The sequence below is a fragment of the Marinifilum flexuosum genome, from assembly GCF_003610555.1.
Lineage (GTDB): Bacteria > Bacteroidota > Bacteroidia > Bacteroidales > Marinifilaceae > Marinifilum > Marinifilum flexuosum.
This window is the reverse complement of record NZ_RAPQ01000008.1, coordinates 426,490-452,860: the sequence shown is the minus strand read 5'-3', so window position 1 is coordinate 452,860 and position 26,371 is coordinate 426,490. Positions and strand designations below refer to the sequence as shown.

The window sequence follows — 26,371 nt, the reverse complement described above, 5'->3', positions numbered from 1 at the left end:
ATAATCTTTCTATATAGTTTAACCTTCAACCATACCCCTACAAAAATCAACTCATTTTAATTGCTAACGGTTCACATATTTACAGCCTAATAATTAAAGGCCATAGACCAGCTAAAGAGTTTAGCGGAACACACGGAAGCGCCAGAAAGATGGTCTGAGGTATCTTTGACATTGATGCCAAATCAATTCAGATTTATACTCCCCTTGGAACACGAATGACACAGATGGAACAGATTTTCGCGGATTTTATATTGGCAAAAGTGATGTGACCAGAATCACTTCAACGATTTTGTGGACTTTTGATTACCTTTACTGCTCAATTATAGATTTAATAGAATGATTACAACAGACCAGCTAAAGAGTTTAGCGGAACGCACGGAAGCGTTAAGGAGGTATCTTTGACATTGATGCCAAACTAATTCAGATACAAGAAGAAGAAATGAGAACTCAAGCTCCTGGATTTTGGGATAATCCGAAGGAAGCAGAAGTTCAAATGAAAAAGGTTCGTGGCCTTAAATCGTGGGTAGAATCCTACAACGAAGTAAAAGAATCGTATGATGATTTGGCCGTTCTTTTCGATTTTGCCAAAGAAGGAGAAGCTTCTCCAGAAGAGGTTGATGAGCAGTTTGCCACTACTCAAGAGCTTATAGAGGCCTTAGAGTTAAAAAACATGCTTCGTAAGGAAGAAGATAAGCTGGGAGCAATTCTTAAAATTAATGCAGGAGCTGGTGGAACTGAAAGTTGTGACTGGGCAAATATGTTGCACCGAATGTATCTTCGTTATGGAGAATCACATGGATACAAAGTCAAACAACTGGAATATCAGGAAGGTGACGAAGCAGGAATTAAATCGGCAACTTTAGAATTTGAAGGTGATTTTGCCTACGGATATCTGAAATCAGAAAATGGAGTACACCGTTTGGTTCGCTTATCTCCATTTAACGCTGCCAACAAACGCATGACTTCTTTTGCTTCGGTATATGTATACCCTGCAATTGATGACAGTATTGAGATTGAAATTAACCCTGCAGATATCTCATGGGATACTTTCCGATCTGGTGGTGCCGGTGGGCAGAATGTAAATAAAGTTGAAACCGGAGTTCGACTGCGACATGCTCCAACTGGAATTATCATTGAGAATACTGAAAGTAGATCTCAACTTGGAAATCGTGAGAATGCTCTTCGCTTATTAAAATCTCAGTTGTACGAATTGGAATTGAGAAAACGACAGGAAGAGATCGATAAAATTGAAGGTTCCAAAATGAAAATTGAATGGGGATCACAAATTCGTTCCTATGTAATGCAACCTTACAAATTGGTAAAGGATGTTAGAACCGGACATGAATCGTCCAACGTTCAAGGAGTAATGGATGGCGATTTGGATGGATTCATCAAGTCCTTCCTAATGGAATTTGCAGGAGAGGAAAAAAACTAAATACATAAAAGGACGTAATAAAATTACGTCCTTTTCATTTGATAATTATAAGCTATGCTAATGTAATCAATACTGGTGTAGGATTTAAAAGGTTATCCAAAACCGGACTTCTCTCTTGCATTATTTTCAACCATTTTTCTTTTTGTTCTTCAGTAGCTTCAAACACGGGCTTCAACACAATCCCTATATTTTGGTAACCAGCCCTATCCTTAGTAGACATGCCAAATAACTTCTCTGGATTTAGTTCTCCTTTTATCTCAATATCTAAATCTTTAAGTTCAATATTCATTTCATGAGCAATCTTAAATGCCAATATATGAATACATCCACTTAACCCACAAAGAATATACTCCACAGGATTAGGAGCCAAATCGGTTCCTCCCAATGGCTCTGGTTCATCAACCATTACTTTAAAGTTCCTTACACTTATTTCTGACCTTGAATTAGATTTGGTCTTTGATTCAATAAGAAAATCTATTTTCTGAATTTCCATCTGCTCCATACTTTTCTGATTTAAATTGTACATTTACAAAAGTAAGCAGGTAGATGCTGGAAGGTAACTTCAACCCTGTGTACTTAAATATATCGGAGGGTGTAATTTTACACCTTTGACAAGAGAATTAACATGGAACAAATTCACGATTCAGGAAAGAATTGCCTTTCTATTCTATCAACCAAAGAATATAATGAGCTTTATTCAAATAGCAACAGCCTTAATTTTGAAGCCGGAGAGCTAATTGTGAAAAAGGGAAGCCCAGTTAATAATATTTATTTCCTCAAATCAGGAATTGTTGAATTATCATTGGATCAAGCTCCGAAAAACCAAATACTCAGCTTACTGTTTAATGGCGAATTCATAGGGATTAATTGTGTCTTTTCAACAGCTCAGTATCGTTTTTCAGCACGTGCATTAACCAAGTGTTCTATTGAACTATTAGATAAAGAAACTTTCACCAAGCTATTGAAAGAGAATGGTGCATTTTCTATGGCTTTTATTCAATATATATCATGGGTAAATGAAGGGTTTCTCAACTGGCAAATGAAATTAAAAGAGAAGAATTCTGCAGGTGCACTTGCTTTTCTCATCTGTGAATTTCAGAAAAACTTTGATAGCAATTCATTTGAGATTCCTTTAACCAGGCAAGAAATAGCTAGAATCATTGGCTTCTCCAAAGAGAGTGTTTTAAAAAATCTTGCTGATTTTAGAAAAGAAGGTTTAGTCGATAGCAATGGTAAATCCATTACAATTATCGATGCCTCGCGTTTAGAGGAAATTGCCAAATATGGTTGACAGCTCTTTAATGCTCCGATTTGCTTTTTTCTTTTGGCTTAAATAGTCCTCCCAAAAGAATCCCAAACAACATTCCATAAGGAACCATGGTGTACCAATTGGCTTTTATTGGACAGGTACCTGATACACAACCAACGTATCGCCAATAAAGATAACCACCTAACAAACCAATCAATCCGCCAATAATTTCAAATTTTCTCTTGTTAAAAAAGTTCTTCATTTTGTCTAAATTATTATTAGCTCAAACCTAATAAAGATTTTGCAAAAGTTTTGTCAATTATGTGACAATTAACACATCCGAATTTTATCATTAAGATATATCGGCTAATTTTTCCGAAAGCCGTATATTTGTATTCACAAAACCAAAGATACACAACAACACAATGTTAAAGATCTATCACAATCCAAGATGTGCAAAAAGCCGTGCTGGATTAAAATACCTTCAGGAGAAAGGTTTAGAACCTGAAATCAGATTGTATTTAAAAGAAGAATTTACCGAAGCAGAACTTGCTGACGTACTGATGAGAATGCACAAAGAGCCTCAGGAAATCATTCGAACTCAGGAAAAAATCTATAAAAGTGATTTTAAAGGTAAAAACTTTAATCGTGAAGAATGGATCAAAATATTGATTGAATACCCTAAGCTAATCCAACGCCCGATAATCGTAAAAGATTGTAAAGCTGTATTTGCCGATCCTGCCGAAAACGCTGACGAGATTTTATAATCTCTTGATAATTTAGATCTTTCTTAATCACCTAATTGAGTTGTGCAACAGAATTCAACAGTGGTTTTAATGCCAGTTTTTAAGCTATTAAATCAATTGAGGAACATGAAGATATTCAGAAAATATTACCTGATCATGCTTTCGGTAATTTCAGCAGCATGCGATCCATTTAACACCAAGATTGGCCCTGAGGTTTCTCTATATCAAAGCAAGGAAATAAAAGAATATAGCTTTCCGGATACCCTTAAAGTAATGACCTGGAACATTAAATTTGGTGGAGGCCGAATCGATTTCTTTTTTGATTGTCATGGCGATCGTGTCATTATGGAAAAATCGGAAGTGATCAATCACATGAACGCTTTGGCTGAAAAAATCCGTGAAGTAAATCCAGATATATTACTTATACAAGAAGCCGATGTAAATGCCAAGCGAAGTGCTTTTGTTGATCAGGTTCAATATCTGCTCAATAATACCGATTTAAATTATGCTGCTTATGCATCGCAATGGAAAGCTTCCAAAATTCCTAGTGATGGTATTGGTAAAATGGATTCTGGCAATGCAATTCTATCAAAATGGAAATTTACCGATGCAAAAAGAATTGCCCTGCCTTTAATTCAATCGCAGAATTTCATTGTTAGGTATTTTTATTTAAAAAGAAATATTCTGGATGTTCAAATGGAACATGAAGGTAAGAAACTTCATATTCTGAACACTCATGCCTCGGCATATGCAAAGGACGATACCAAGAAAAAGCAATTGGATATTATTAAAGCTTATGCTGATGCAATCTCATTAAGTGGTGATCAATTAATACTTGGAGGTGATTTTAATTCGCTTCCTCCTTATACTGAACAAACAAGCAAGTTTGATGATTCGGTTTGTACCAATGAAGAATTTGAAGCAGACAATTATTCAGCCGAAACAGAATGGATGATGCCTTTTTATGAAAATTACCAGGCGGCCATTCCTTTGAATGAATATCAAAATAATAACAAAGATCATTTTACGCATACCACAGATAAGAATGCTTACTGGAATCGAAAACTGGACTATCTGTTTACAAACGAAAAGTTCATCGATAAAAGTGGAGAGACTTTACAAGAGTGGATGCAAATCTCTGATCATGCACCTATTATCGTGAATTACGAGTTTTAAATTACGAATTACGAGAAGCACATACCATAATCCAATGGCTTGTTTTCGTAATTATTAATTCGTCATTCCTAATTAAAAAGGTGTTTTAGAAGTATGATGCAAAACATTTTTTAAACTTTTTCAAAGTGATAAAAAGGGCTTATTTTTAGACCCTAATTTTTAAACAGTTACAGTTATGGCAGATAATAAACTATTTAGTGAGTTTGCTCCACAATCTACACAGGAGTGGATCGACAAAATCACTAAAGACCTTAAAGGCGCTGACTTCGATAGAAAGTTAGTTTGGAGAACAAATGAAGGATTCAATGTTCAGCCTTTCTACAGACTGGAAAACATGGAAGATAAGATGTACATGAACACTTATCCTGGAGATTTTCCATATGTACGCGGAAACAAGAAAGACAACAACGACTGGTTTATCCGTCAGGATATCATCGTTGAAGATGTAAAGGCTGCAAACGCAAAAGCTCTTGACGTTCTTAACAAAGGTATCGACTCATTAGGTTTCGTTTTAAATTGGAAAAGCCTTAGCAAAGATGAATTAGCAACTTTGTTAGAAGGTGTTTATATGGATTGTGTTGAAGTTAACTTCGAAAAATCACACGGTTCAGTAGAGTTAATTAAAAACTTACAGGCAATTGCAACTGAAAAAGGAATTGCTCTTGACAAAGTTCAAGGTGGTGTTGCTATTGATATTTTAGGTGGTTACAGTGCTTGTGGTAAATTCTGTACTTCAGAAGAAAACTCATACAACTACTTGAAAGAAGCTGTTGAAGCTGCACAAGAACTTCCAAACTTTAAAGTTGTTGCTGTTGGCGGTAGATTATTCAACAACTCAGGATCATCTATCGTTGAAGAATTAGGTTTTAGTTTAGCTGCCGGTGCTGAATATATAAGCAAGTTGATGGAAGCTGGTTTGTCAATTGAAGAAATTGCTCCAAAAATTCGTTTCAACTTTGCAACCAGCTCTAAATATTTCATGGAGATTGCTAAGCTAAGAGCAGGTCGTATGCTTTGGGCTTACATCTTGAAAGAATTTGGTGCTTCTGAAGAAATGTGTAAAATGTTTATCCACGGAGAAACTTCTGATTGGAACAAAACTGTTTACGATCCATACGTAAACATGCTTCGTACTCAAACTGAAGCTATGTCTTCTGTTCTTGGAGGTTTGGATTCATACACAGTTAAGCCTTTCAACTCTGTTTACGAAGACACTACTGATTTCTCAGAGCGTATCGCACGTAACCAGCAGTTATTGTTGAAAGAAGAATCACACTTCGGAAAAATTGCTGACCCTGCTGCAGGATCATACTATATTGAATCTCTTACTGAATCAATCAGTGAAGAAGCTTGGAAACTATTCCTTGAAGTACAGGAAAAAGGTGGTTACCTGGCTGCTTTCAAAGCTGGTTTTGTTCAGGAAACGATCAAAGCTACTGCTCAGAAGAGAGATATGGCTGTTGCTACTCGTAAAGAAAACTTCTTAGGAACTAACCAGTTCCCTAACTTCGGTGAAGTTGCAGAAAAAGAGTTGGATGCTGCTTTATTCGAAGCTGAAGACAAGACTGATGCAAATGCAGAGTGCGAAACTTTGAAACCATACCGTGGTGCTCAGGCTTTCGAAGCAATGCGTTACAAAACTGATGTTTACGCGAAAGAAAACGGTCGTCCAAAAGTGATGATGTTCCCAATCGGAAACTTGAACATGCGTAAAGCTCGTGGTCAGTTCGCTTGTAACTTCTTTGCTTGCGCTGGATTCGACGTGGAAGATCACAATGGATTCACTACTGTTGAAGAAGGAGTAAAATTTGTAACTGAGAAGAACGCGAAAATCGTTGTTGTTTGTTCATCAGATGATGAGTACGCAACTATCGCTCCTGAAGTTTATGAAGCATTAAAAGGAAAAGCTACAGTTGTTGTTGCTGGTGCTCCTGCTTGTGCTGAAGAATTAAAAGCTAAAGGTGTTGAAAACTTTATCAACGTGAAGTCGAACGTACTTGAAACATTAAAAGCTTACCAAGCTGATCTTGGTATCAAGTAATTGAGGAGAACGAAAAAGTAGATTTTCAAATTTTACTTCAAAAAATTAAGACAAATGAAACCAAATTTTAAAAATATAGATATCAAGTCATCTCAAAGAGCTGCTGCATCTTCTCAGGAATGGGAAAAGGAAAACGGCATTGAAAAATCTTGGATGACACCTGAGCAAATTCCTGTTAAAACAGCTTTTAACAAGGAAGATTTAGAAGGTATGGAACACCTTAACTTCGTTTCTGGTTTACCTCCATTCCTTCGCGGACCTTATTCAGCTATGTATCCTTTGCGTCCTTGGACAGTTCGTCAGTACGCAGGTTTCTCTACTGCTGAAGAATCGAATGCATTCTACCGTCGTAACCTTGCTGCTGGTCAGAAAGGTCTTTCAGTAGCATTCGACTTGGCTACTCACCGTGGATACGATTCAGATCACCCACGTGTAATTGGTGATGTAGGTAAAGCTGGTGTTGCTATCGACTCTATCTTGGATATGGAGATCCTTTTCGATCAGATTCCATTGAACAAGATGTCTGTATCGATGACAATGAATGGTGCTGTACTTCCAGTATTGGCTTTCTACATTGTTGCAGGTTTGGAGCAAGGAGCTAAATTGGAAGAGCTTTCAGGTACAATTCAGAATGATATCTTGAAAGAGTTCATGGTGCGTAACACATACATCTACCCACCAGAGTTCTCAATGAAGATTATTGCTGATATCTTTGAATATACTTCACAGAAGATGCCTAAGTTTAACTCAATTTCTATCTCTGGTTACCACATGCAAGAAGCAGGTGCAACTGCAGATATCGAGTTGGCTTACACTCTTGCTGATGGTTTGGAATATTTGAAAAAAGGTGTTGCTGCTGGTATGGACGTTGACGCATTTGCTCCTCGTTTGTCATTCTTCTGGGCAATTGGTATGAACCAATTCATGGAGATTGCTAAGATGAGAGCTGGTCGTTTACTTTGGGCGAAGATTGTAAAACAATTCAATCCTAAGAACCCTAAGTCTATGGCATTGCGTACTCACTCACAGACTTCAGGTTGGTCATTAACTGAGCAGGATCCTTTCAACAATGTTGGTCGTACTTGTATCGAAGCTATGGCTGCTGCATTGGGTCACACTCAGTCTCTTCACACCAATGCATTGGATGAAGCGATTGCACTTCCAACAGATTTCTCTGCACGTATTGCACGTAACACTCAGATTTATATCCAGGATGAGTCAACTATCTGTAAAGCTGTTGATCCATGGGCAGGTTCTTACTACGTAGAATCATTAACTCAGGAATTGGTAGACAAAGCTTGGGCTCACATCGAAGAGGTTGAAAAACTAGGTGGTATGGCTAAAGCTATCGAGTCTGGTATTCCAAAACTTCGTATCGAGGAAGCTGCTGCTCGTACTCAGGCTAAAATCGATGCTGGTACTCAAACTATCGTTGGTACTAACAAATATCGTTTGGAGAAAGAAGATCCATTGGATATCTTGGAAGTTGATAACACTGCTGTACGTACTGCACAGATTGAACGTTTGGCTAAGCTTCGCGCTAACCGTGACGAGAAAGCTGTTCAGGCTGCTCTTGAAGCCATCACTGAATGTGCAAACGGAGGTGAAGGTAACTTATTGGATCTTGCTGTTAAAGCTGCACAATTACGTGCTTCATTGGGTGAGATTTCAGATGCATGTGAGAAAATTTGTGGTAGATATAAAGCTGTAATTAGAACCGTGTCAGGAGTATATTCATCAGAATCGAAAGAAGATGCTGACTTCGCAAAAGCGAAAGAATTGGCAGATAAATTTGCAGAGCAAACTGGACGTCGTCCACGTATCATGATTGCAAAAATGGGTCAGGACGGTCACGACCGTGGTGGTAAAGTAGTTGCTACTGGTTTCGCTGATATGGGATTCGATGTGGATATGGGACCATTATTCCAAACTCCGGAAGAATCTGCTAAGCAAGCTGTAGAAAATGATGTACACATGGTAGGTGTATCTTCATTGGCTGCTGGTCACAAAACTTTGGTTCCTGCAATTATCGAGGAATTGAAAAAATTAGGACGTGAAGATATCATGGTTACTGCAGGTGGTGTAATTCCAGCTCAGGACTACGATTTCCTTTATGAAGCAGGTGTTGCAGGTGTATTTGGTCCTGGAACAAAAGTTTCTAAATGTGCGATCCAAATGTTGGAAATCTTGATCGAGCAATACAAAGACTAATTCGTAAGATTATCACTATATTTAAAGACAGGGGGTTTTACTTCCTGTCTTTTTTTTTATCTAAACATTAGCATCATGAATAAATCTCTTTTGCTTTTCCTTTTTATCCTCTTCAATTTAAACACATCTGCTCAAAATAAAACCATAGAAGATACTCGTTTAAAGAAACATGTATTGTATGGCAAAGTTACTCTCGAAGCTTTTGAGTTAGATCTCTGTAAAGATTGGTATGGACCGGAATACAAGAAATACAAAGCTAAAAACAGAATCATTAAAAAGCTTAGAAAACTATCATTCAAAAATGTAAGAATAGATTTGATTCTGGGATCATGGTGTCATGATTCACATCGTGAAGTACCACGATTTATAAAAATTCTTGATGAAATTAGATTCCCATTTGAAAAGCTAAGCATGAATGCTTTGGACACAAAGAAAGAGTCGCCCAATTATAATGCAAAGGCTAATAATGTAAGCAGAGTGCCAACTGCAATAATTTATCGTAACAATCAAGAAATAGGAAGAATTATTGAAACACCCAATCAAAGTCTTGAGAAAGACCTTTTAAAAATCCTTTCCAAAAATTAGTATATTAGCAATATCTAAATAACAATCACCAATCTAAAATGGAACAAGTACGCTCTAACTCAGGACAAACCCTAGGAATCATTGCTTTGGTTCTTGGTATCTTAACTCTCTTTATAGGATTTATTCCTTGCATTGGCTTCGTAGCCTTTGTACCAGGAATTATTGCCATAATTTTAAGTATCATAGGCCTAAGCAAAGCCAATAAAGATAATGGCGCAATTGGTTTAAATATTGGCGCATTGATTGTATCGGTTTTAGGTGTTCTAGTGGCATCATTATGGTTGTTCTTTTTTGTTGGAGTAGCCAGTATGAACGAAGATGAGATTGAAGGTTTTGTTGAAGAGGTAATTGAAGAAGTTATTGAAGAGTCTGTTCATAATCAGGATTTACAAGAAGCCTTAGAAGAATTGGAACAGCAACTTGAAGAAATCAACATCGACTCAATTGCCAATGAGGTAGATAGCCTTGAAATGAAAATTAAGGTAGAAATTGAAACCAATAAAAAATAAGAATAGCCTAAGTAGCTATCAAATAATCAACCTCATTTTTGCATCAATAATAACCGGAATATTTATTTATTCGGCAATTTACTCACATCCCAAAATAAATCATCCAATACCATCTGTCTTTTCCCAGTTAACAGGTAGTGATAGCCCTTCATCTGGTCTTTCTCGTAGCTTTTCAGCTCTTACTCAAGGTGATGTTAAATCAGCAAAAGAACTTAATCCCTACAGCATCCAAATCTTTTTATTTTTTGCTTTTCAGTTGATTTTTAGAATATTTACTTTTTTCTTGATGAAAAAATCATTTTCTTGGATTAACACCTATATTTTTGCGGACATTACTTTATCTATATTAGTTTTTTTGTTGGTTTTCAAGCCTTTGATTTTTTTCACATTTGAACTATTCAAAAATTTTATCGTAAATTGAATGGAGATTAATATTTATTAAACTTTTGCGATATGTCATTTATACTGGTTAGTTTATTTTTAGCTCTGCTAACAAGTGTTATGGTCTTACATGTTCATAACGAGAATAATCTTTCAAGAAGGATTGTTAAGGCGGGAGTTAATATTCAGAAGCTGTTAGATCAAAATGGAATCAAACATATTGATCTGAAAAAGAAATTTACGACCTCAAGTCTCTCAACTCAACTCAGATTGGTTGAATACCACATGAACTATCTCGATTCTAATTATACTGATTTTGGAACCAAGAAAACAGTATTTCAGAGAATTGATAATATTGAAAATGCACTAAGTCAATATCAAACCTACAATACAGAATTAAAGCTTGCATCATGATGCAAGCTTTAATTTTATAGTATAAATTTATTTTATATCCGAAAAAGGAAAACACTTATCCACTTTAACACCTCTTTCTGTTTTTGTAAGACTGCAACACTCCGTAGTAATATCATGCTGTAAAAATAGAATGGCATTTTTTTCAACAGCCTCAGCAAGAAATTCTTGTTTTTCAGCTAATGATGCGCTTGGATTTAAATCATAACTAGCCAACCATTTTACCGGCACATTTGCTGCTGTAGGAATAAAATCACCTGCAAAAACAACCTCTTGACCATTATAATTAATTACTGGAATCATCAATCCAGGTGTATGACCTTCAAAAATTTTCACTTTAAAATTTGGAAACAATTCACCTTCACTCTCTACCAAGTTCAACTTACCCGCTTCCTTTACCGGCATTACATTTTCATCAAAAAATGCATCACTTTCGCGAATATTCGGATTTAAATAATTTTCCCATTGCTGTTTACTAACCCAATGTTGAGCATTTTTAAATACCAACTCATATCCAGTCCTATCAGAATTCCATTTTACCGCTCCTCCACAATGATCGAAATGTAAATGGGTAAAAACAACATCTGTAATATCATCAGTTGAAAATCCAGCACTCTTTAAAGAATCCAACATATTGGCATCACCATTTAGGTGTTGATGTTTGAAAAACTCCTCACTTTGCTTATCCCCTGTTCCATTATCAATCAATATCTTTCTTTCGCCATCAATAACAAGCATGCTTCTCATGGCGCAATTACAATAATTGTCTTCGTTCGAAGGATATTTTCTACTCCACATTACTTTAGGAACAACACTAAACATTGCTCCTCCATCGCACATAAAATTTCCTGTTTCTATATTGTATATTTCCATGATAATATTGTTTTATTCTAGTATCTTTAATTTTCGCAAAAGAAAGAGTAATATCACGTTAAAGTACTCTTACTTATTGTGGTTCAAAAATACAATTTTATAAAAGATTATCAATGAAAGTTCACTTTATAGCAATTGGTGGAAGCGCCATGCACAATCTGGCAATCGCACTACATAAAAAAGGATTAGAAATCACAGGTTCAGATGATGAAATTTTTGACCCATCAAAATCAAGATTGGAAAAATATGGAATCTTGCCTAAAGAATGGGGTTGGTTTCCAGAAAAACTTACAACTGATATTGATGCGATAATTCTTGGTATGCATGCAAGAATCGACAATCCGGAATTGTTAAAAGCACAAGAACTTGGATTAAAAATTTATTCTTATCCTGAATACATTTACGAACAGACTAAAGATAAAACCAGAATTGTAATTGGTGGTAGTCATGGAAAAACCACAACAACCTCGATGGTAATGCATGTTTTGAAAGATAATAACATTGACTTTGATTACATGGTAGGTGCTCAGATTGATGGATTTGAAACCATGGTTAAACTAAGCAGAGATGCTAAAATTGCTATTTTTGAAGGCGATGAATATCTTTCCTCACCTATCGATCGCAGACCAAAATTTCATTTGTATCATCCCGACATTGCACTGCTAACCGGGATTGCCTGGGATCATATTAATGTTTTTCCAACTTTCGATAACTACGTTGAGCAATTTGCAATTTTCACACAGATGATTCAAGAGAATGGATCATTAATATATTTTGATGGTGATGAGCACATTGCTAAAATTGTTGAAAAGAAAAAAGAAGATATTGAATACATTCCTTATAATTCACATCCTTTTGAAGTGATTGATAACTGCAGTATTCTTAAAACAAACAACGGAGATGTTCCTCTGGAAATATTTGGAGAGCACAACCTGCAAAACCTTATGGGAGCTTACCACATTTGTAAAAAAGCTGGATTGAGTGACAAGCAGTTTTACACATCCATTCAAAACTTTTCGGGAGCGGCCAAACGTTTACAAAAGTTAGCCGATAATAATTCATGCACGGTTTTTCAAGATTTTGCACACTCGCCATCCAAATTAAAAGCAACTACCGAGGCTGTAAAGAAACAGTTTACTAATCGTAAATTGGTTGCTTGCATGGAATTACACACGTTTAGTAGCTTGAAAAAAGAATTTTTGCCTCATTATAAAAATACCATGAGCCTGGCTGATAAAGCAATTGTATATTTTAATCCCAAAACGGTTGAACACAAAAAACTTGATCCAATAACGAAAAATCAGGTAGCAGAAGCTTTTGGTGGAAATAATGTAACGGTATACACTGATTCTGATTTGGTTATTAAGGATTTATTAGAGCAAAATTTCAAACACACCAATGTTTTATTAATGAGCTCTGGTAATTTTTCAGGAGTCAATTTATCCGAATTGGCAGAAAAAATTGTCAACAAAACCTGACTCTATGAATACACATTGTTTTGCCTGTCAGTAAAATAATACTATTTTTAGTATGAATCAGATTAAACAGTTATAAAACCATGTCTGCTATACACAGGTTAACCATTCTAATTTCAGTTTTTCTTTCATTTGCTTTTGTGAATTTACATGCTCAAAATCAAATACAGAAAGCTGAGGAATTATTGCCTAAAGCGGAAGGTGAGCAACGAGTTGTATTACTGCAAGAATTATCAAAACTCTATTTGGATGTTAATATTGACAAAAGCATAGATTACCTGAAGGAAGTTGTTGTTTTATCCTCGGATACCCCAACAAATCATGCAACAGCTTTATATGATCTGGGAAACCTGTATCGAAGAGTAAACAACTTCAGAAGGGCTTTAGATTGTCATTTGCAAGCTTTGGAAATTCGCGAAACAATATCCGATCAATTGGCTATATCTGCATCGTACAATAATATTGGAGAAATTCATAAAATTCTGAACAAGCACCAAGAAGCTCTTGAATATTTCAATAAATCATTGGAAATCCGGATAAAGGAAGGTTCGGAAAAAGAAGTAGCCTATACCTTAAATAATATAGGAAGTGTTTATTGGCTTGATAAAGACTATGCCAATGCGTTGGAATATTATTTAAAATCCCTGGAAATCAGATCTAAACTTGGCGACAAATCGGATATTGCCTCATCATTGAATAACCTTGGTAATGTGTACAAGAATTTAAACAAGTACAACAAGGCATTAGATTATTACAAAAAGGCTCTAAACATTCGTGAAGAATTGGGCGATGAATCTCTTATCGCCTACACTTTAAATGATATCGGAGGAATATATTGGAGATTGAATAATTTTAACGAATCACTTAATTTTTACAATAGATCCTTAAAAATTAGACGTAAACTGGGTAATAAACGTTTTACTGCTGCTACCCTAAAAAACATCGGAACCGTATACAAGGATTTGAATGAACTTGATTTTTCATTGAAGCACTATAACGAATCGCTTAAAATTTACGATGAAACAGGTGATTTAAAAGAGCAGGCTAATGTTTACTCTTTAATTGGAAACTTGTATAGAAGCTATAACAATTTCGATAAGAGTCAGGAGTTCCATAAAATTGCTCTCAATCTGCATGAGAAATTAGGGAATACAAAAGGAATTGCCTATTCATCCAATAGTATCGGCGAAATTTTAATGAATTACTATAAAAGTGATGATGCCCTAAAGTATCTTCAATCGGCCTACGAAAATGCCAATTATTCAAAAGACAGAAATCTTCAAAAATCTACATCTGAAAATCTCTTTGAATACTTTTCGAACAAAGGTGATTACAAAAAAGCATTGGAATATTACCGAAACTTTTCTACCACACAATATGACAGTATAGCTGATAAGTACGACAAAGACAGAATTAGTGAATTCGAAGCCAAATATGAGATCTCTAAGAAAAAGGAAGAAATTAAAGGGTTAAAGGAATACAATAGGATGCAAACCATTCTGATTTATCTGTTTGTTGTTCTGATCATTTTATCTGCAATTACTGGTTATATCACATATAAAAACATTCAGCTTAGAAAAGAAACAACAGAAACGTTAACTCATAAAAATAAAGAGTTGGAAGATATCAATTCTCGATTAAAAGAGTCGGATGTTATTTTAAGAGATCTAAATTTAACAAAAGATAAGATTTTCAATATCATTTCAACAGATTTACGTGATCCATTCATCGATCTGAAAAATATTAGTTCTAAATTGATCGAAAGCTTTGAAGAAAATGATATCAATTATCAAAAATCTCTGGCCTTCGGAATTCGTGATTTATCTGTTCATACCAATGAATTGGTAGAGAATATTTTACTATGGTCTGCATCGCAAGCAGGTAAAACCACATTTTCTCCAAAATATTTTAATATACGAGAATCTATCAATGGAATTCTTCAAAAACTATCGGGTCCTATTATTGAAAAGAACCTGAAGTTCATTTTTAATATGGACAATACATCCATGGTTTATGCCGATTCTGCAGCCATTTCTGAAGTTTTTAAGAATCTAATTTCAAATGCCATTAAATTCTCCTATTCAGAGGGAAAAATCACACTCTCAGCACGAGAAAAAAAATATCTTGTTGAGATCGAAATATCAGACGAAGGAGTTGGAATGAGCAAATCGAACCTTAATAAAATTTTCAGGTTGGATAATAATTACCTTGCACTTGGTACTGCACAGGAAAAAGGAGCTGGAATTGGTCTTTTACTTTGCAAGGAGTATGTAGAAAAAAACGGAGGTAAAATCTGGGCTGAAAGTGAAGAAGGAAAAGGAAGTAGCTTTTACATCACAATTCCTAAATCTGAGAAAATTTTGGAATCCATGCCAAAAGCTAATGCATAAAAAAAAGAGGCACCCAAATGGATACCTCTTCATATATCTTAAACTACTATATCGAGTAATTTTTATTTGCGAACGAAGTGATAGTGACTTCCGAATCTTTCGAATGCAGCCTTATCAAGTTCTTCTCTAAAGTCTGGGTGAGCAACAGAGATAATTGCTTTCGCTCTTTGCTGAAGTGACTTACCAAACAAGTTAACAGCACCGTGCTCAGTTACAAACCATCTCATATTGTTACGAGTAGTTACAACACCTGATCCAGTTAATAAGGTTGGAGTAATTTTAGAGATCCCTTTACCAGTAACAGAAGGCATCGCGATAATAGGCACACCACCTTCAGAAGCTGCAGCACCACGAGTAAAATCAATCTGACCACCTACACCTGAATAGTGCTTGGTTCCGATTGAGTCGGCACAAACCTGACCAGTAATATCAATAGATAATGCAGAGTTGATAGCACATACTTTAGGATTTTGCTTGATAATACCAACACCGTTAGTGTAAGCAACATCCATCATTAAAACTCCTGGGTTATCATCTACGAAATCATAAAGCTCTTTTGTTCCCATCAAGAAACCAGCAACAATTTTACCTGGATCCAATTTCTTGTTTCTACCGTTAACAACACCGCTTTCTACTAATGGAAGAAGACCATCAGCAAACATTTCAGTGTGAACACCAAGGTCTTTGTGATTTCCTAACTGTGCCAAAACAGCATTAGGAATACCACCAATACCCATTTGCAAACAAGCACCATCAGGAATCAATTCTGCAACATTCTTACCAATTGCAATATCCATTTCTGATAAAGGAGCATTGTGGTGCTCGATAAGTGGAGAGTTATCTTCACAGAAGATATCAAAGTTTGATAATGGCATCATTGCATCACCAAAAGCACGAGGTACATTAGGATTGATGATTGCAACTACAGTATCAGCTTCTTCAACTGCTGCTTTACTAGCCTCAACAGAAGTACCTAAAGATACATAACCATGCTTATCAGGAGTACTTACCTGTACAACTGCAACATTTACATTTAAAACTCCTTCACGAATCAATTGTTGAGTTTCTCCCAAGAATACAGGAATATAATCAGCATAACCAGCTTGAGTTTGCTTTCTTACATTAGCCCCAACAAATAATGATTCCAGATTAAAAATTCCTTCAAATTCAGGATCAGCATAAGGAGCTGGTCCTTCTGTGTGAATATGCTGAATAGTTACATCGTAAATTTCACCATTACGACCACGATCACACATTGCGTTAATAAATTTATGAGGTGTCAACGCCACTGAGTGCAAGTGCACTCTATCTCCAGACTTAATTACCTTTGCTGCTTCTTCAAAAGAAACTGTTTTAATCCCTTTATGCATCTCTAATCGGTTTTTATATTGATGTTTATAATTTTCTAATTCGCCGACTAAAGTAGTATATTTTTTAAGTGCAATTTCTGCTATTCAGCATGAGTGCTACACAACATATCTTCACTATCAGTTCATAATTAAGACTTTGCAAATTTTGATCAAAAGAAAATTCACTTTAACAAATTACTTTATAATCTATATAAAACGGAAGGAGGTTAAAACAGACCTATATTAAATAAAGAAGCCGGGAGACCCAAACTCCCGGCTGCAAAACCCAAACATCTAATAAAACTTAAATAACAAAAACTATCAAACTATTATTTTTACTAACCCTATTAATAAGGTATACTATTTTTGTTGTAAGTACTTGTGAAAAATAGTTTTCCTTGTTTTCTATATCAAATATACGAAGCAATTCTACATCAAGCAAATCAATATTGTTTATAGTGTTATAGATAATGTTTATATTTGAGAGAATTTAAAAAAACGACAATCCTAATGATCACGATCACTCAACTTGAATATATCGTGGCTGTTGACACCTATCGTCATTTTGCAACAGCTGCCGAAAAATGTTTTATCACTCAGCCAACTTTAAGCATGCAAATAAAAAAATTGGAGGAGTATTTAGATATTACCATATTTGACAGAAGCAAACAACCAATTATTCCAACCGATGTTGGCCTGAACATTATTGAACAAGCCCGAATTATTCTTAGCGAAACCAAAAAAGTTGATGAGATTATTAAAGAGCACAAGAATACTATAGAAGGAAATTTAAAAATTGGAATTATTCCAACATTGGCTCCTTTTCTTCTTCCAATGTTTATTGGTGATTATATCAGAAAATATCCTTCGATAAAAGTTGAGGTAGAAGAAATGGTTTCCGAGGAGATTGTAAAAAGCCTTAAAAAAGATAAAATTGATGTTGGTATTTTTGTTACTCCCGCAAAAGATGATAAAATTCGAGAGAGACATCTTTTCTATGAAGAAATGATGATATACGCACACAAAGATCATCCTTTATTAAAACAACCTATAGTTGAGGTAAAAGATATTGCTACTCCAGAAATTTGGATGCTTAGTGATGGTCACTGCTTCAGAAACCAGGTAATCAATCTTTGTGAGTTGCATGATTTACAACATCAGGAATTGCCATTCGAATTTGAAAGTAATTCTCTTGAAACATTAATGAAAATTGTTGATCGTGAAGGAGGATTTACACTAATTCCAGAATTGGCCACTCAATATATGCCTGACGAAAAACTTAAACAGGTGAAAAAATTCACAAATATTCATCCTTTAAGAGAGGTTAGTTTGGTTTATTCTCGTCATTATACAAAAAATAGATTGTTGGATTTATTGGCTGATCAAATCAAAAATATCATCCCAAATAACTTTTTAAGCAGCGACAGAGGAACAATTGTTGAATGGCGCTAAATTTATTTTTAGCTTATAACGAAGCAGTTAGTTTCTTCACCGAAAAAAAGTGTGATTTTTTTTCAAAAAAAGTTTTGCAGGAATAAAGAATTATCTCTTTCTTTGCAGCGCAAAAGGAAAAAACAAGGGGCTAACGCTTCAACATTCCTGAAGCAAAAAAAAGAGTTTTTTTTCGCAAAGTGTTTGCAGTTTTAAAAAAATAACTTACCTTTGCAGCTCTGAAAAATTAGATGGTCCGTTCGTCTAGGGGTTAGGACGCCAGATTTTCATTCTGGTAACACGGGTTCGATTCCCGTACGGACTACTAAGAATTTTGCAGTAATTTAATTTTAATTTATCTTTGCTGCGCATTAATAAACCAATGGTCCGTTCGTCTAGGGGTTAGGACGCCAGATTTTCATTCTGGTAACACGGGTTCGATTCCCGTACGGACTACCAAGATAATAATTTAGATAACTTTAAGAGATGGCAAATCATCAATCTGCAATTAAAAGAATCAGACAGTCTGAGAAAAGAAGAGTACACAATAAGTATTACGCTAAGACTGCAAGAAATGCTGTAAGAAAGTTACGTGCTACTTCAGATAAGGAAGCTGCTAATGAATTACTTCCAAAGGTAACTGCAATGTTGGACAAACTTGCTAAGATTAATGTAATTCATAAAAACAAGGCTGCTAACTTGAAATCTAAATTAGCTTCACACGTTAACAAGCTGTAAGACACTATAACTCTGTTATAAAGGGTTCTCAATGAGAACCCTTTTTGTGTATATACATATTTCATATTGGTTTTGTTTATGTAAATTCATAACTTTAGTTAAGTATTTACATAAACAAAACCATGGATGAGTATAATAAACTAAGCATTAAAGACTGGGCTCTTGAAGATCGCCCCAGAGAAAAATTAATGTACCAGGGAGTTAAAAGTTTATCTACTGCAGAACTTTTAGCCATTATTATCGGCAGTGGTAATCGCAATCAATCAGCTGTCGAACTTTCCAAATCGATACTCTCCCATTGCAATAATGACCTTAATATCCTGGCAAAAAAATCCATGCATGATTTAATGAAGATCAAAGGAATTGGAGAAGCAAAATCTATTGGTATTATTGCCGCATTGGAGATTGGTCGCAGACAAAAAGCATTTCAAAGCAAACAGAAAGAAAAAGTTACTTGTAGTCGCGATGCATTCGAAATTCTTTTCCCTTTTGTAGAAAATTTAGGACATGAAGAATTTTGGGTTTTATTTATGAATAGAGCCAACAAAGTAATCGAAATCAAAAACGTTTCCTCCGGAGGAATTACAGGCACTGTTTTCGATATCAGATTAGTTCTAAAAGATGCTTTACAACTAGAAGCTGTTAATCTTATTCTTTGCCACAATCATCCTTCTGGTAATTTGGCTCCTTCGGCAGCTGATAAAGACATTACAACAAAATCGAAAGATGCTGCTAAACTGATGAATATCGAGATATTAGATCATATAATAATTGGCGAAAACGATTACTATAGTTTTGCCGATGACGCACTAATTTAGAATGAATTAGATTACGAATTTTTCCTTCATTTCCTTCCTTAATATTATTGAAATATGGCTATATTTGCGCTCAGCTAATTTTTAAATAATAAAACATGGTGATCCATACATTAGGAGAAAACAACTCCCTTTTTAACCGATTTATAGCTGAAATCCGAGACGTTAACGTTCAAAACGATCCTCTTCGCTTTAGAAGAAACCTTGAAAGAGTTGGTGAGATATACGCTTACGAAATCAGTAAAACTTTAGATTTTGCAGATCAATCAGTGGAAACTCCACTTGGTACTGCAATTGCTTCTCTTCCAAAGGATGAAGTTGTTGTGGCTTCGATATTAAGAGCAGGTCTTCCTTTGCACAATGGTTTATTAAACTACTTCGACAGATCAGAAAATGCTTTTATTTCTGCATATCGTAAGCATACCGAAGATGGAAAATTTAAAATTAATTTCGAGTACATTTCATCTCCTTCTATCGATGGGAAAGTGGTTATTCTTGCCGATCCAATGTTGGCAACAGGATCATCAATGGAATTGGCATACAAAGCAATGCTAACCAAAGGTACTCCTAAACATGTACACATTGTTTCTGTAATTGCAAGCCAAGAAGGTGTTGATTTTATTAAGAATAATTTACCAGCCGAAAATACTACCATTTGGAATGGAGTGGTTGATGCTGAACTAAACACCAAATCATATATCGTTCCTGGTTGTGGTGATGCTGGAGATTTGGCTTTTGGTGCTAAACTGGGATAATCAATATTTTTGATAATATTTCAAGGACTGTTTTAATAACAGTCCTTTTTTTTATACCTTGAAAACACTTACCTCTGATGTATCAGGGCAAGAGCTCTTCATTTCCAAGATACTCTTATCCATTAGCGGATGAATAAAATCAGGTGCAATTTCAGCTAAAGGAGCCAAAGCAAACATCCTCTCTCCCATTCTTGGATGCGGTACCTCCAGCCTTTCAGTATCGATAATTAAATCGTCGTAGAACAAAATGTCTACATCAATGGTTCTCTCACTATAGCGATTTTTCTTTCGTACCCGCCCCAGATCTTTTTCAATTCTCTGAGTCTGATCAAGAACTGCCTCGGGTAATAAATTGCTTTCTACCACCACTACCTGATTTAGAAAACTCTGCTCATGTTCGAATCCCCATGGTTCGGTTTCATAGATGGCCGAAACGTTCAGAACTTTTCCAACATCATTTCCCAAAGCTTCAACTGTACTTTGCAGAATCTGCTCTCTATCACCTAAATTCCCACCTATTAAGAAGTATACTTTTGCCATCTTTTTTAATTTGATCGGTAAAAGAAACAAAGAAATCTTTCGAAACAAAATATACATCGAAAATAATCTTCATTTCAAACTTCTGTCAGTTTAATTAGATATATTTGTTATACTGCGGATTTACATAAATCTGCATCTTATAAATTAGAATAATCAATTAAAAGAAAATCAATATGAAAAGCTTCTTTAAATTTACATTTGCCTCCATATTAGGAGTTATTGTAGGTGGATTTCTTCTTTTGTTTTTGGGTATCATGATTATAGCTGGTATCGCATCAAGTGCTGATAAAGCAGTAACAGTTAAAAACAAAAGTGTTTTGGAAATTAAACTAAACAAATCGCTTGCTGATAGAGGTGCAGATAATCCATTTGATGAATTAGATTTACCTGGAACCGGAAGCTCAAGCATCGGTTTAACAAGCATTTTAGAAAGTATCGAGAAAGCAAAAACCGACGAAAAAATCAAAGGTATCTATTTAAATGTTAGTGATATTTCTGCCAACTTTGGTGGAATTGCCTCTATCGAAGAAATCAGAAATAAACTTAAGGAGTTTAAAGAAACCGGTAAATTTATTGTGAGCTACAACAATTTTGGATATTCACAAAAAGCTTACTACCTAACATCTGTTTCAGATAGTATTTACTTAAATCCAGAAGCAATGATAATGCTTCTTGGTATGGGTGGTGAAAGAACTTTTTACAAAAAATTTCTAAAAAACATTGGTGTTGAAGCTCAGGTTATAAGAGTTGGTAAATACAAATCGGCAACAGAACAGTTTTTCAGAGATGATATGAGTGACGAAAGTCGTGAACAAACCATGGCTTATGTTGGTGATATTTGGAACCAGATTTTAAAAGGAATTTCGGAAGAAAGAGGTATTTCGGTTGATAGATTAAATGAACTAATTGACGCATTTGCCATTAAAAAGGCCGCCGATGCTAAAAAATACAACTTGATTGATGGTGTAGTCTACCAGGATGAAATGAATGCCATCCTTAGACAACTAACTGACATTAAAGAGGACAAGAAACTTCGAAAAATTAGTGTTTCTGATTACGCAAAATCACCGAATGCTAATGCAAAATTCTCGAAAAATAAAATTGCAGTCGTTTATGCTTCAGGTGCCATTGGAAATGAGCAAAGCGAAACCGCAATTGGTCCGGAATTGGCTAACACGATTCGTAAAGCAAGAAGAGATTCTACCGTTAAAGCCATTGTATTGCGTGTAAACTCGCCAGGTGGTAGTGCTTTGGTTTCTGATATTATTTGGAGAGAAGTGGAATTGGCATCCCAAGAAAAACCGGTTATCGCTTCAATGGGTAACGTTGCTGCATCAGGTGGTTATTACATTGCTTGTCCTGCAGATACTATTGTTGCTGACAAAAACACCATTACCGGATCAATTGGAATTTATGGCTTGTTCTTCTCGGGAGAAGAATTGATTAAGAATAAAATTGGTTTCACAACTGATTCATATGGAACCAACAAACATTCAGCTTTTGGAGGAGGTTATCCATTAATGGTTGTTCCGGTTTCTTCAAGAAAATTCACAAAAACCGAAAAAGCAATTCTTCAGGATATCATTAACGAAGGATATGATACATTCCTAACAAGAGTTGCTGATGGTAGAAACCGATCGAAAGAAGAAATTCATGAAGTGGCTCAAGGAAGAGTTTGGAGTGCTGTTGATGCCAAAGAAAATGGTTTGGTTGATGTTTTAGGAGGTTTAGAAACTGCGATTGAGATTGCAAAAGAAAAAGCAGGCTTGAAAGATGACTATAGAATTGTTTCTCTTCCTAAACAAAAAGACCCTATCCAGGAATTAATAAACGATATTACCGGTGAAGCCAAAACCCGATTCTTAAAATTTGAGTTAGGTGATACTTACAGATATTACAATCAGGCTCAAAGCATTATAGATCTAGGTGGTATTCAGGCTCGCTTGCCATACGAAATAGAATTGAACTAAATTTCATTCATTCAATCGCATAAAAAATCCTCAATTTCTTGAGGATTTTTTTTATTTCAGGATTCAGCAATTTTTTATCAACTAAATAAAAAATTATTGTCATATTTAATTCCTTATTAAATGCTAACAAATATTTCTGTAAATTTAATATGGAATTAATTGTTGCTATTTACAAGTCAATCTCGAACGAGATGTTTCTATACACCTGATTAAAACTATAATCGATGAAAGCATTATCCCGTTTTTTAAAAGTTTTACTACTCCCATTTAGTTTACTTTACGGATTAATTGTGGCCATGCGCAATATGCTCTTCGATTTAAATATACTAAGCAGTACCGAATTCAAGATTCCAATAATTTCGGTTGGCAACATCACCGTTGGAGGAACTGGAAAAACCCCTCATATTGAATACCTTATCACTCTTTTAAAAGATGATTACAAGCTTGCTACCCTAAGTCGTGGTTACAAAAGAAAAAGCAAAGGTTTTATTCTTTCCGACGAAAATTCCACTGCAAACCTGATTGGTGATGAGCCTATGCAAATCAAACGCAAGTTTTCTGACATACTGGTTTCGGTTGATAGCAAAAGGGTAAATGGTGTTAAAAACCTACTCAACAGTGAACATGGCAATGATTTAAGTGCGATTTTATTGGATGATGCATACCAGCACAGATACATAAAACCTGGCTTATCTATCCTTTTAATTGACTACAACAGACCAATTACTCGCGATTTTATAATGCCATATGGGCGCTTGAGAGAAAGTGCAGAAGAAAGATCAAGAGCAAATATCATTATTGTGAGTAAGACTCCTGCTAATATGACTCCAATTGAGAGAAGAATCATTGTGAAGGAACTAAAGATATTGCCTTATCAAAAACTATATTTTACATGTTTAGATTATGGAAATCTTCAACCCGTATTTAGCAAAGATGCAGTAAAAATTGGTGATGAAGATTGGAACAAGGAAAGCTTTTCAATTCTTTTGGTAACAGGAATTGCAAATCCTAAACCTTTACGAGAATATTTAGATGGTTTTTCAAATACAATTGAAGAATTGCACTTTCCAGATCATCATGCGTTCAATCAGAAAGATATTCAAGCTATTGAGAAAAGGTTTGATGAACTAACTGGCGAAAATAAAATCATTATTACCACAGAAAAGGATGCTACTCGAATTTTTGATATGGAAATCAAACAAGAAAGCATAAAAAAACACCTATTCTTTGTTCCTTTATGCATTAAGTTTTTGAATGAGGACAAGTCGAAATTCGACAATCAGATTTTAAACTACGTCAAGAAAAACAAGCGCTCAAGCAACCTGCACAATATCGAAACAGATTCAATATAAAATAAAAGGGGAATTAAAAGATTCCCCTTTACTCTACCATTTATTAACCACTACATTAATTAACAGCTATTGCTAAAGCACTTTGGCTTATGCCAAAATAAAATTTTCTTTTTAAATGCTCTATGCTTCATCAAGTTACAAAATCAAACATAAATAATCAAGCATTGAGTTTCTTTTTTTTATGAATATAATACTTACATATTACTTCAGTTTCCCTCCTATTACACAAGTCTTCTTATAGGTTTTCATGCCGCCATCCGGATTAAACATTTCGATATAAACAAGGTAAACTCCAATAGGCAACCTTTCCCTTTTTGAATTCAATCCATCCCAATACACACTATCATCAGTTCCCAAATACAAATTACTGGCAAGTTTCCTGATTTCCTTTCCCAATGCATTGTATATTCTGATATTAGCTACAAATCCATCATCTTTTAAATTAAAGTTGATGTACAAACGATCATCAATTCCATCATTATCGGGAGAAAATATTTTAGATGATAAGCTAACCTCCTCTACAGATTCCTCTATATCACTATAAACAGAGTTTCTAATGCCAGGGGTTCCAAAACCAATATTTTGTGCCGCCGACTGCCAATTGGAATGTAAATTGGTTTCTTCATCTGGGTTCACACGCTCTAATGCAACACCTTCCTTACTTGCCAACAATTCAAAATGCATACCTTCGTTATACTCCAAATCATCAATGAGCTCATCTTTTGTGTATAAAACTATCCTTCCATTTTTATCTGGATAATTTGGCAAACTCACTTGATGGAAAACTGCAGTATTTGATGTGTAATAATTTTCTGCAATATTCAAAGAATCAGCAGTAAACAAGCCGTATGACTCAGGATGCAATAGAATCTGTTTCTTAGCCAACTTAACACTATCTATTAGCAAATAATTCTCATCTTTTTTACCAATGCACAATTTGGATAAATCGTAAACATTTTGAGTCCGATTGAACAATTCTACATAGTCAGAACCACCTGCCAATGGATTAAATAAGATTTCATTAATTACAATATCACCCTGATGAGCTGAAGTAGGTATCCAAAATTCAACAAGATTACTTTTAAGTGGATTACCTGCCAAATCTGATACTCTTTCAGAAATCTCTAATTTAAACCTTGCATTCTCGAGCAAATGTTCCTGAAATACAATTTCGATTATTGTTTTAACCTCCTCAAGCTTGTGAATCTCTAATATTAGGTTCTTCCCTTGTGCCAATTTATAATTTGATATTTGAAGCACCTCTAACTCTTGCATTGGTTCAGAGTAAGTTATTCTCACCGTATTCGTGTTCACAACTTCTAAGTTCTCAATTTGAGGTAGAGTCTGATCTTTATTCTCTGCAAATACAGAATTTTGTTTCCCTGGCGTTCCTCCATCAGTAGCATTAGATGCCTTCCAATTGGGTTCTTGCCAAGTAAAATTCATTGGATCAATTCGCTCTAAACTCCAACCTCCATTACTTTTCCCTTCTGATTGATACCAAGTATCAGAATAAACAATCTCATCTACCGTTTCCCCTTTGGCAGACAACAATCTTAAATTGTTTCCTGAATTGGTTAAGCTACTGAAACTGGATAAAGAATGGACATCTCCATAAACCAAAAATTCTTCTTTGGAGGTATGAGAACAAAGAATTAAATAAGAATTTGCTGGAATGGTATCGGAAGAAAACAAAAGCTCTTTACTGCCAATCTGCAGCTTCCATCCTTCTACTGAAATTGGATAACTTTTGGTATTGTATAGTTCGAGGTATTCATACTCTGGTAATCCCAGACTCGGACTTTCATCTGCCATAATTTCGTTGATGACAATATCATATTCATGTACTTCGTGATATACAAAATTCAAAATGGTATCTAGTACATTATCACATTCATCAGATATTCCTGAAACATGCAACTGTATTTGTTCCGCATCT

At 35.1% G+C, this 26,371-nt stretch carries 24 protein-coding genes and 2 tRNA genes; 20 read left to right on the top strand and 6 right to left on the bottom strand.

Annotated elements, in window-relative coordinates; all coding sequences use genetic code 11:
• Positions 1-336 precede the first annotated feature (336 nt).
• Positions 337-1,435 (top strand): peptide chain release factor 2 gene (gene prfB / locus BXY64_RS01965; RefSeq protein WP_120238296.1). Its coding sequence is split into 2 segments (ribosomal slippage): positions 337-399 and positions 401-1,435, totalling 1,098 coding nucleotides; the frame shifts between segments, so codons are not numbered across the junction.
• Between the two features lie 52 nt (positions 1,436-1,487).
• Here prfB and BXY64_RS01960 read toward each other — a convergent pair.
• The gene (locus BXY64_RS01960; RefSeq protein WP_170150551.1) at positions 1,488-1,937 is read right to left on the bottom strand and encodes an OsmC family protein; all 450 of its coding nucleotides are present in this window, start codon (positions 1,935-1,937) and stop codon (positions 1,488-1,490) included.
• A gap of 123 nt (positions 1,938-2,060) precedes the next feature.
• Between BXY64_RS01960 and BXY64_RS01955 the strand changes: the two genes are divergently transcribed.
• Complete coding sequence (locus tag BXY64_RS01955; RefSeq protein ID WP_120238294.1) at positions 2,061-2,726, top strand: Crp/Fnr family transcriptional regulator; 666 nt, start codon at positions 2,061-2,063, stop codon at positions 2,724-2,726.
• 7 nt (positions 2,727-2,733) lie between these two features.
• Here the strand turns inward: BXY64_RS01955 and BXY64_RS01950 are convergent, their stop codons facing one another.
• Complete coding sequence (locus BXY64_RS01950; RefSeq protein WP_120238293.1) at positions 2,734-2,946, bottom strand: hypothetical protein; 213 nt, start codon at positions 2,944-2,946, stop codon at positions 2,734-2,736.
• A 163-nt stretch (positions 2,947-3,109) separates the two neighbouring features.
• On the opposite strand from BXY64_RS01950, the gene arsC reads away from it, so the two are divergent.
• From arsC to BXY64_RS01910, 8 genes are all read left to right on the top strand, one after another.
• Positions 3,110-3,451, top strand: a complete 342-nt coding sequence (gene arsC / locus BXY64_RS01945) for an arsenate reductase (glutaredoxin) (RefSeq protein ID WP_120238292.1) — start codon at positions 3,110-3,112, stop codon at positions 3,449-3,451.
• A gap of 105 nt (positions 3,452-3,556) precedes the next feature.
• Entirely contained in the window at positions 3,557-4,606 is a 1,050-nt protein-coding gene (locus BXY64_RS01940; RefSeq protein ID WP_170150550.1) for an endonuclease/exonuclease/phosphatase family protein, read from the top strand.
• Positions 4,607-4,781: 175 nt separating this feature from the next.
• Positions 4,782-6,647, top strand: a complete 1,866-nt coding sequence (locus BXY64_RS01935) for a methylmalonyl-CoA mutase family protein (RefSeq protein ID WP_120238290.1) — start codon at positions 4,782-4,784, stop codon at positions 6,645-6,647.
• A 54-nt stretch (positions 6,648-6,701) separates the two neighbouring features.
• Entirely contained in the window at positions 6,702-8,858 is a 2,157-nt protein-coding gene (scpA, locus tag BXY64_RS01930) for a methylmalonyl-CoA mutase (protein WP_110361309.1), read from the top strand.
• Positions 8,859-8,933: 75 nt separating this feature from the next.
• Positions 8,934-9,443, top strand: a complete 510-nt coding sequence (locus BXY64_RS01925; RefSeq protein ID WP_120238289.1) for a thioredoxin — start codon at positions 8,934-8,936, stop codon at positions 9,441-9,443.
• Between the two features lie 38 nt (positions 9,444-9,481).
• Positions 9,482-9,952: a hypothetical protein gene (locus BXY64_RS01920; protein WP_120238288.1), complete on the top strand. Its 471-nt coding sequence runs from the start codon at positions 9,482-9,484 to the stop codon at positions 9,950-9,952.
• The gene (locus tag BXY64_RS01915) at positions 9,933-10,373 is read left to right on the top strand and encodes a DUF2752 domain-containing protein (protein WP_120238287.1); all 441 of its coding nucleotides are present in this window, start codon (positions 9,933-9,935) and stop codon (positions 10,371-10,373) included. The genes BXY64_RS01920 and BXY64_RS01915 overlap by 20 nt, the downstream gene beginning before the upstream one ends.
• Positions 10,374-10,405: 32 nt before the next feature.
• Positions 10,406-10,747: a hypothetical protein gene (locus BXY64_RS01910; RefSeq protein WP_120238286.1), complete on the top strand. Its 342-nt coding sequence runs from the start codon at positions 10,406-10,408 to the stop codon at positions 10,745-10,747.
• 27 nt (positions 10,748-10,774) lie between these two features.
• Here BXY64_RS01910 and BXY64_RS01905 read toward each other — a convergent pair whose 3' ends face one another.
• Positions 10,775-11,617 carry an MBL fold metallo-hydrolase gene (locus BXY64_RS01905; RefSeq protein WP_120238285.1) on the bottom strand — a complete coding sequence of 281 codons (843 nt, stop codon included), beginning with the start codon at positions 11,615-11,617 and terminating at the stop codon, positions 10,775-10,777.
• A gap of 113 nt (positions 11,618-11,730) precedes the next feature.
• On the opposite strand from BXY64_RS01905, the gene BXY64_RS01900 reads away from it, so the two are divergent.
• A complete protein-coding gene (locus tag BXY64_RS01900) occupies positions 11,731-13,095 on the top strand; it encodes a UDP-N-acetylmuramate--L-alanine ligase (protein WP_120238284.1) in 1,365 nt (454 codons plus the stop codon).
• Positions 13,096-13,175: 80 nt separating this feature from the next.
• Positions 13,176-15,482 carry a tetratricopeptide repeat-containing sensor histidine kinase gene (locus BXY64_RS01895; protein WP_120238283.1) on the top strand — a complete coding sequence of 769 codons (2,307 nt, stop codon included), beginning with the start codon at positions 13,176-13,178 and terminating at the stop codon, positions 15,480-15,482.
• Between the two features lie 62 nt (positions 15,483-15,544).
• Here BXY64_RS01895 and BXY64_RS01890 read toward each other — a convergent pair whose 3' ends face one another.
• Positions 15,545-16,852, bottom strand: a complete 1,308-nt coding sequence (locus BXY64_RS01890) for an acetyl-CoA hydrolase/transferase family protein (RefSeq protein ID WP_120238282.1) — start codon at positions 16,850-16,852, stop codon at positions 15,545-15,547.
• Between the two features lie 489 nt (positions 16,853-17,341).
• Between BXY64_RS01890 and BXY64_RS01885 the strand changes: the two genes are divergently transcribed.
• The 6 genes from BXY64_RS01885 (at position 17,342) to upp (ending at position 20,570) form a co-directional block, all read left to right on the top strand.
• Positions 17,342-18,283: a hydrogen peroxide-inducible genes activator gene (locus tag BXY64_RS01885; protein ID WP_120238281.1), complete on the top strand. Its 942-nt coding sequence runs from the start codon at positions 17,342-17,344 to the stop codon at positions 18,281-18,283.
• Between the two features lie 232 nt (positions 18,284-18,515).
• Positions 18,516-18,587 (top strand) — tRNA-Glu (locus BXY64_RS01880).
• 59 nt (positions 18,588-18,646) lie between these two features.
• Positions 18,647-18,721: transfer RNA gene (locus BXY64_RS01875), tRNA-Glu, on the top strand.
• A gap of 27 nt (positions 18,722-18,748) precedes the next feature.
• Positions 18,749-19,000, top strand: a complete 252-nt coding sequence (gene rpsT / locus BXY64_RS01870; protein ID WP_120238280.1) for a 30S ribosomal protein S20 — start codon at positions 18,749-18,751, stop codon at positions 18,998-19,000.
• Between the two features lie 122 nt (positions 19,001-19,122).
• Positions 19,123-19,818: a RadC family protein gene (gene radC / locus BXY64_RS01865; protein ID WP_120238279.1), complete on the top strand. Its 696-nt coding sequence runs from the start codon at positions 19,123-19,125 to the stop codon at positions 19,816-19,818.
• Positions 19,819-19,913: 95 nt separating this feature from the next.
• Positions 19,914-20,570, top strand: coding sequence for a uracil phosphoribosyltransferase (gene upp, locus BXY64_RS01860; RefSeq protein WP_120238278.1), 657 nt, complete (start codon positions 19,914-19,916; stop codon positions 20,568-20,570).
• A 51-nt stretch (positions 20,571-20,621) separates the two neighbouring features.
• On the opposite strand, the gene folK is transcribed toward upp, so the two are convergent.
• On the bottom strand, positions 20,622-21,110 hold the full coding sequence (gene folK, locus BXY64_RS01855; protein WP_120239727.1) for a 2-amino-4-hydroxy-6-hydroxymethyldihydropteridine diphosphokinase: 489 nt from the start codon (positions 21,108-21,110) through the stop codon (positions 20,622-20,624).
• Between the two features lie 173 nt (positions 21,111-21,283).
• Here folK and sppA point away from each other — a divergent pair, with 173 nt between their 5' ends.
• Positions 21,284-23,080 (top strand): signal peptide peptidase SppA, encoded by a 1,797-nt coding sequence (sppA, locus tag BXY64_RS01850; RefSeq protein WP_120238277.1) that lies wholly within the window; start codon positions 21,284-21,286, stop codon positions 23,078-23,080.
• Between the two features lie 224 nt (positions 23,081-23,304).
• Positions 23,305-24,432, top strand: coding sequence for a tetraacyldisaccharide 4'-kinase (gene lpxK, locus BXY64_RS01845; RefSeq protein WP_120238276.1), 1,128 nt, complete (start codon positions 23,305-23,307; stop codon positions 24,430-24,432).
• A 201-nt stretch (positions 24,433-24,633) separates the two neighbouring features.
• On the opposite strand, the gene BXY64_RS21280 is transcribed toward lpxK, so the two are convergent.
• Positions 24,634-26,371 (bottom strand): lamin tail domain-containing protein (locus tag BXY64_RS21280; RefSeq protein WP_170150549.1); only part of this gene is annotated, 1,738 nt, incomplete at its 5' end.

Coding starts and splice junctions, on each gene's coding strand:
- BXY64_RS01960 (WP_170150551.1), bottom strand. CDS start 1,937: ATGGAGCAGATGGAAATTCAGAAAATAGATTTTCTTATTGAATCAAAG.
- BXY64_RS01955 (WP_120238294.1), top strand. CDS start 2,061: ATGGAACAAATTCACGATTCAGGAAAGAATTGCCTTTCTATTCTATCA.
- BXY64_RS01950 (WP_120238293.1), bottom strand. CDS start 2,946: ATGAAGAACTTTTTTAACAAGAGAAAATTTGAAATTATTGGCGGATTG.
- arsC (WP_120238292.1), top strand. CDS start 3,110: ATGTTAAAGATCTATCACAATCCAAGATGTGCAAAAAGCCGTGCTGGA.
- BXY64_RS01940 (WP_170150550.1), top strand. CDS start 3,557: ATGAAGATATTCAGAAAATATTACCTGATCATGCTTTCGGTAATTTCA.
- BXY64_RS01935 (WP_120238290.1), top strand. CDS start 4,782: ATGGCAGATAATAAACTATTTAGTGAGTTTGCTCCACAATCTACACAG.
- scpA (WP_110361309.1), top strand. CDS start 6,702: ATGAAACCAAATTTTAAAAATATAGATATCAAGTCATCTCAAAGAGCT.
- BXY64_RS01925 (WP_120238289.1), top strand. CDS start 8,934: ATGAATAAATCTCTTTTGCTTTTCCTTTTTATCCTCTTCAATTTAAAC.
- BXY64_RS01920 (WP_120238288.1), top strand. CDS start 9,482: ATGGAACAAGTACGCTCTAACTCAGGACAAACCCTAGGAATCATTGCT.
- BXY64_RS01910 (WP_120238286.1), top strand. CDS start 10,406: ATGTCATTTATACTGGTTAGTTTATTTTTAGCTCTGCTAACAAGTGTT.
- BXY64_RS01905 (WP_120238285.1), bottom strand. CDS start 11,617: ATGGAAATATACAATATAGAAACAGGAAATTTTATGTGCGATGGAGGA.
- BXY64_RS01900 (WP_120238284.1), top strand. CDS start 11,731: ATGAAAGTTCACTTTATAGCAATTGGTGGAAGCGCCATGCACAATCTG.
- BXY64_RS01895 (WP_120238283.1), top strand. CDS start 13,176: ATGTCTGCTATACACAGGTTAACCATTCTAATTTCAGTTTTTCTTTCA.
- BXY64_RS01890 (WP_120238282.1), bottom strand. CDS start 16,852: ATGCATAAAGGGATTAAAACAGTTTCTTTTGAAGAAGCAGCAAAGGTA.
- BXY64_RS01885 (WP_120238281.1), top strand. CDS start 17,342: ATGATCACGATCACTCAACTTGAATATATCGTGGCTGTTGACACCTAT.
- rpsT (WP_120238280.1), top strand. CDS start 18,749: ATGGCAAATCATCAATCTGCAATTAAAAGAATCAGACAGTCTGAGAAA.
- radC (WP_120238279.1), top strand. CDS start 19,123: ATGGATGAGTATAATAAACTAAGCATTAAAGACTGGGCTCTTGAAGAT.
- upp (WP_120238278.1), top strand. CDS start 19,914: ATGGTGATCCATACATTAGGAGAAAACAACTCCCTTTTTAACCGATTT.
- folK (WP_120239727.1), bottom strand. CDS start 21,110: ATGGCAAAAGTATACTTCTTAATAGGTGGGAATTTAGGTGATAGAGAG.
- sppA (WP_120238277.1), top strand. CDS start 21,284: ATGAAAAGCTTCTTTAAATTTACATTTGCCTCCATATTAGGAGTTATT.
- lpxK (WP_120238276.1), top strand. CDS start 23,305: ATGAAAGCATTATCCCGTTTTTTAAAAGTTTTACTACTCCCATTTAGT.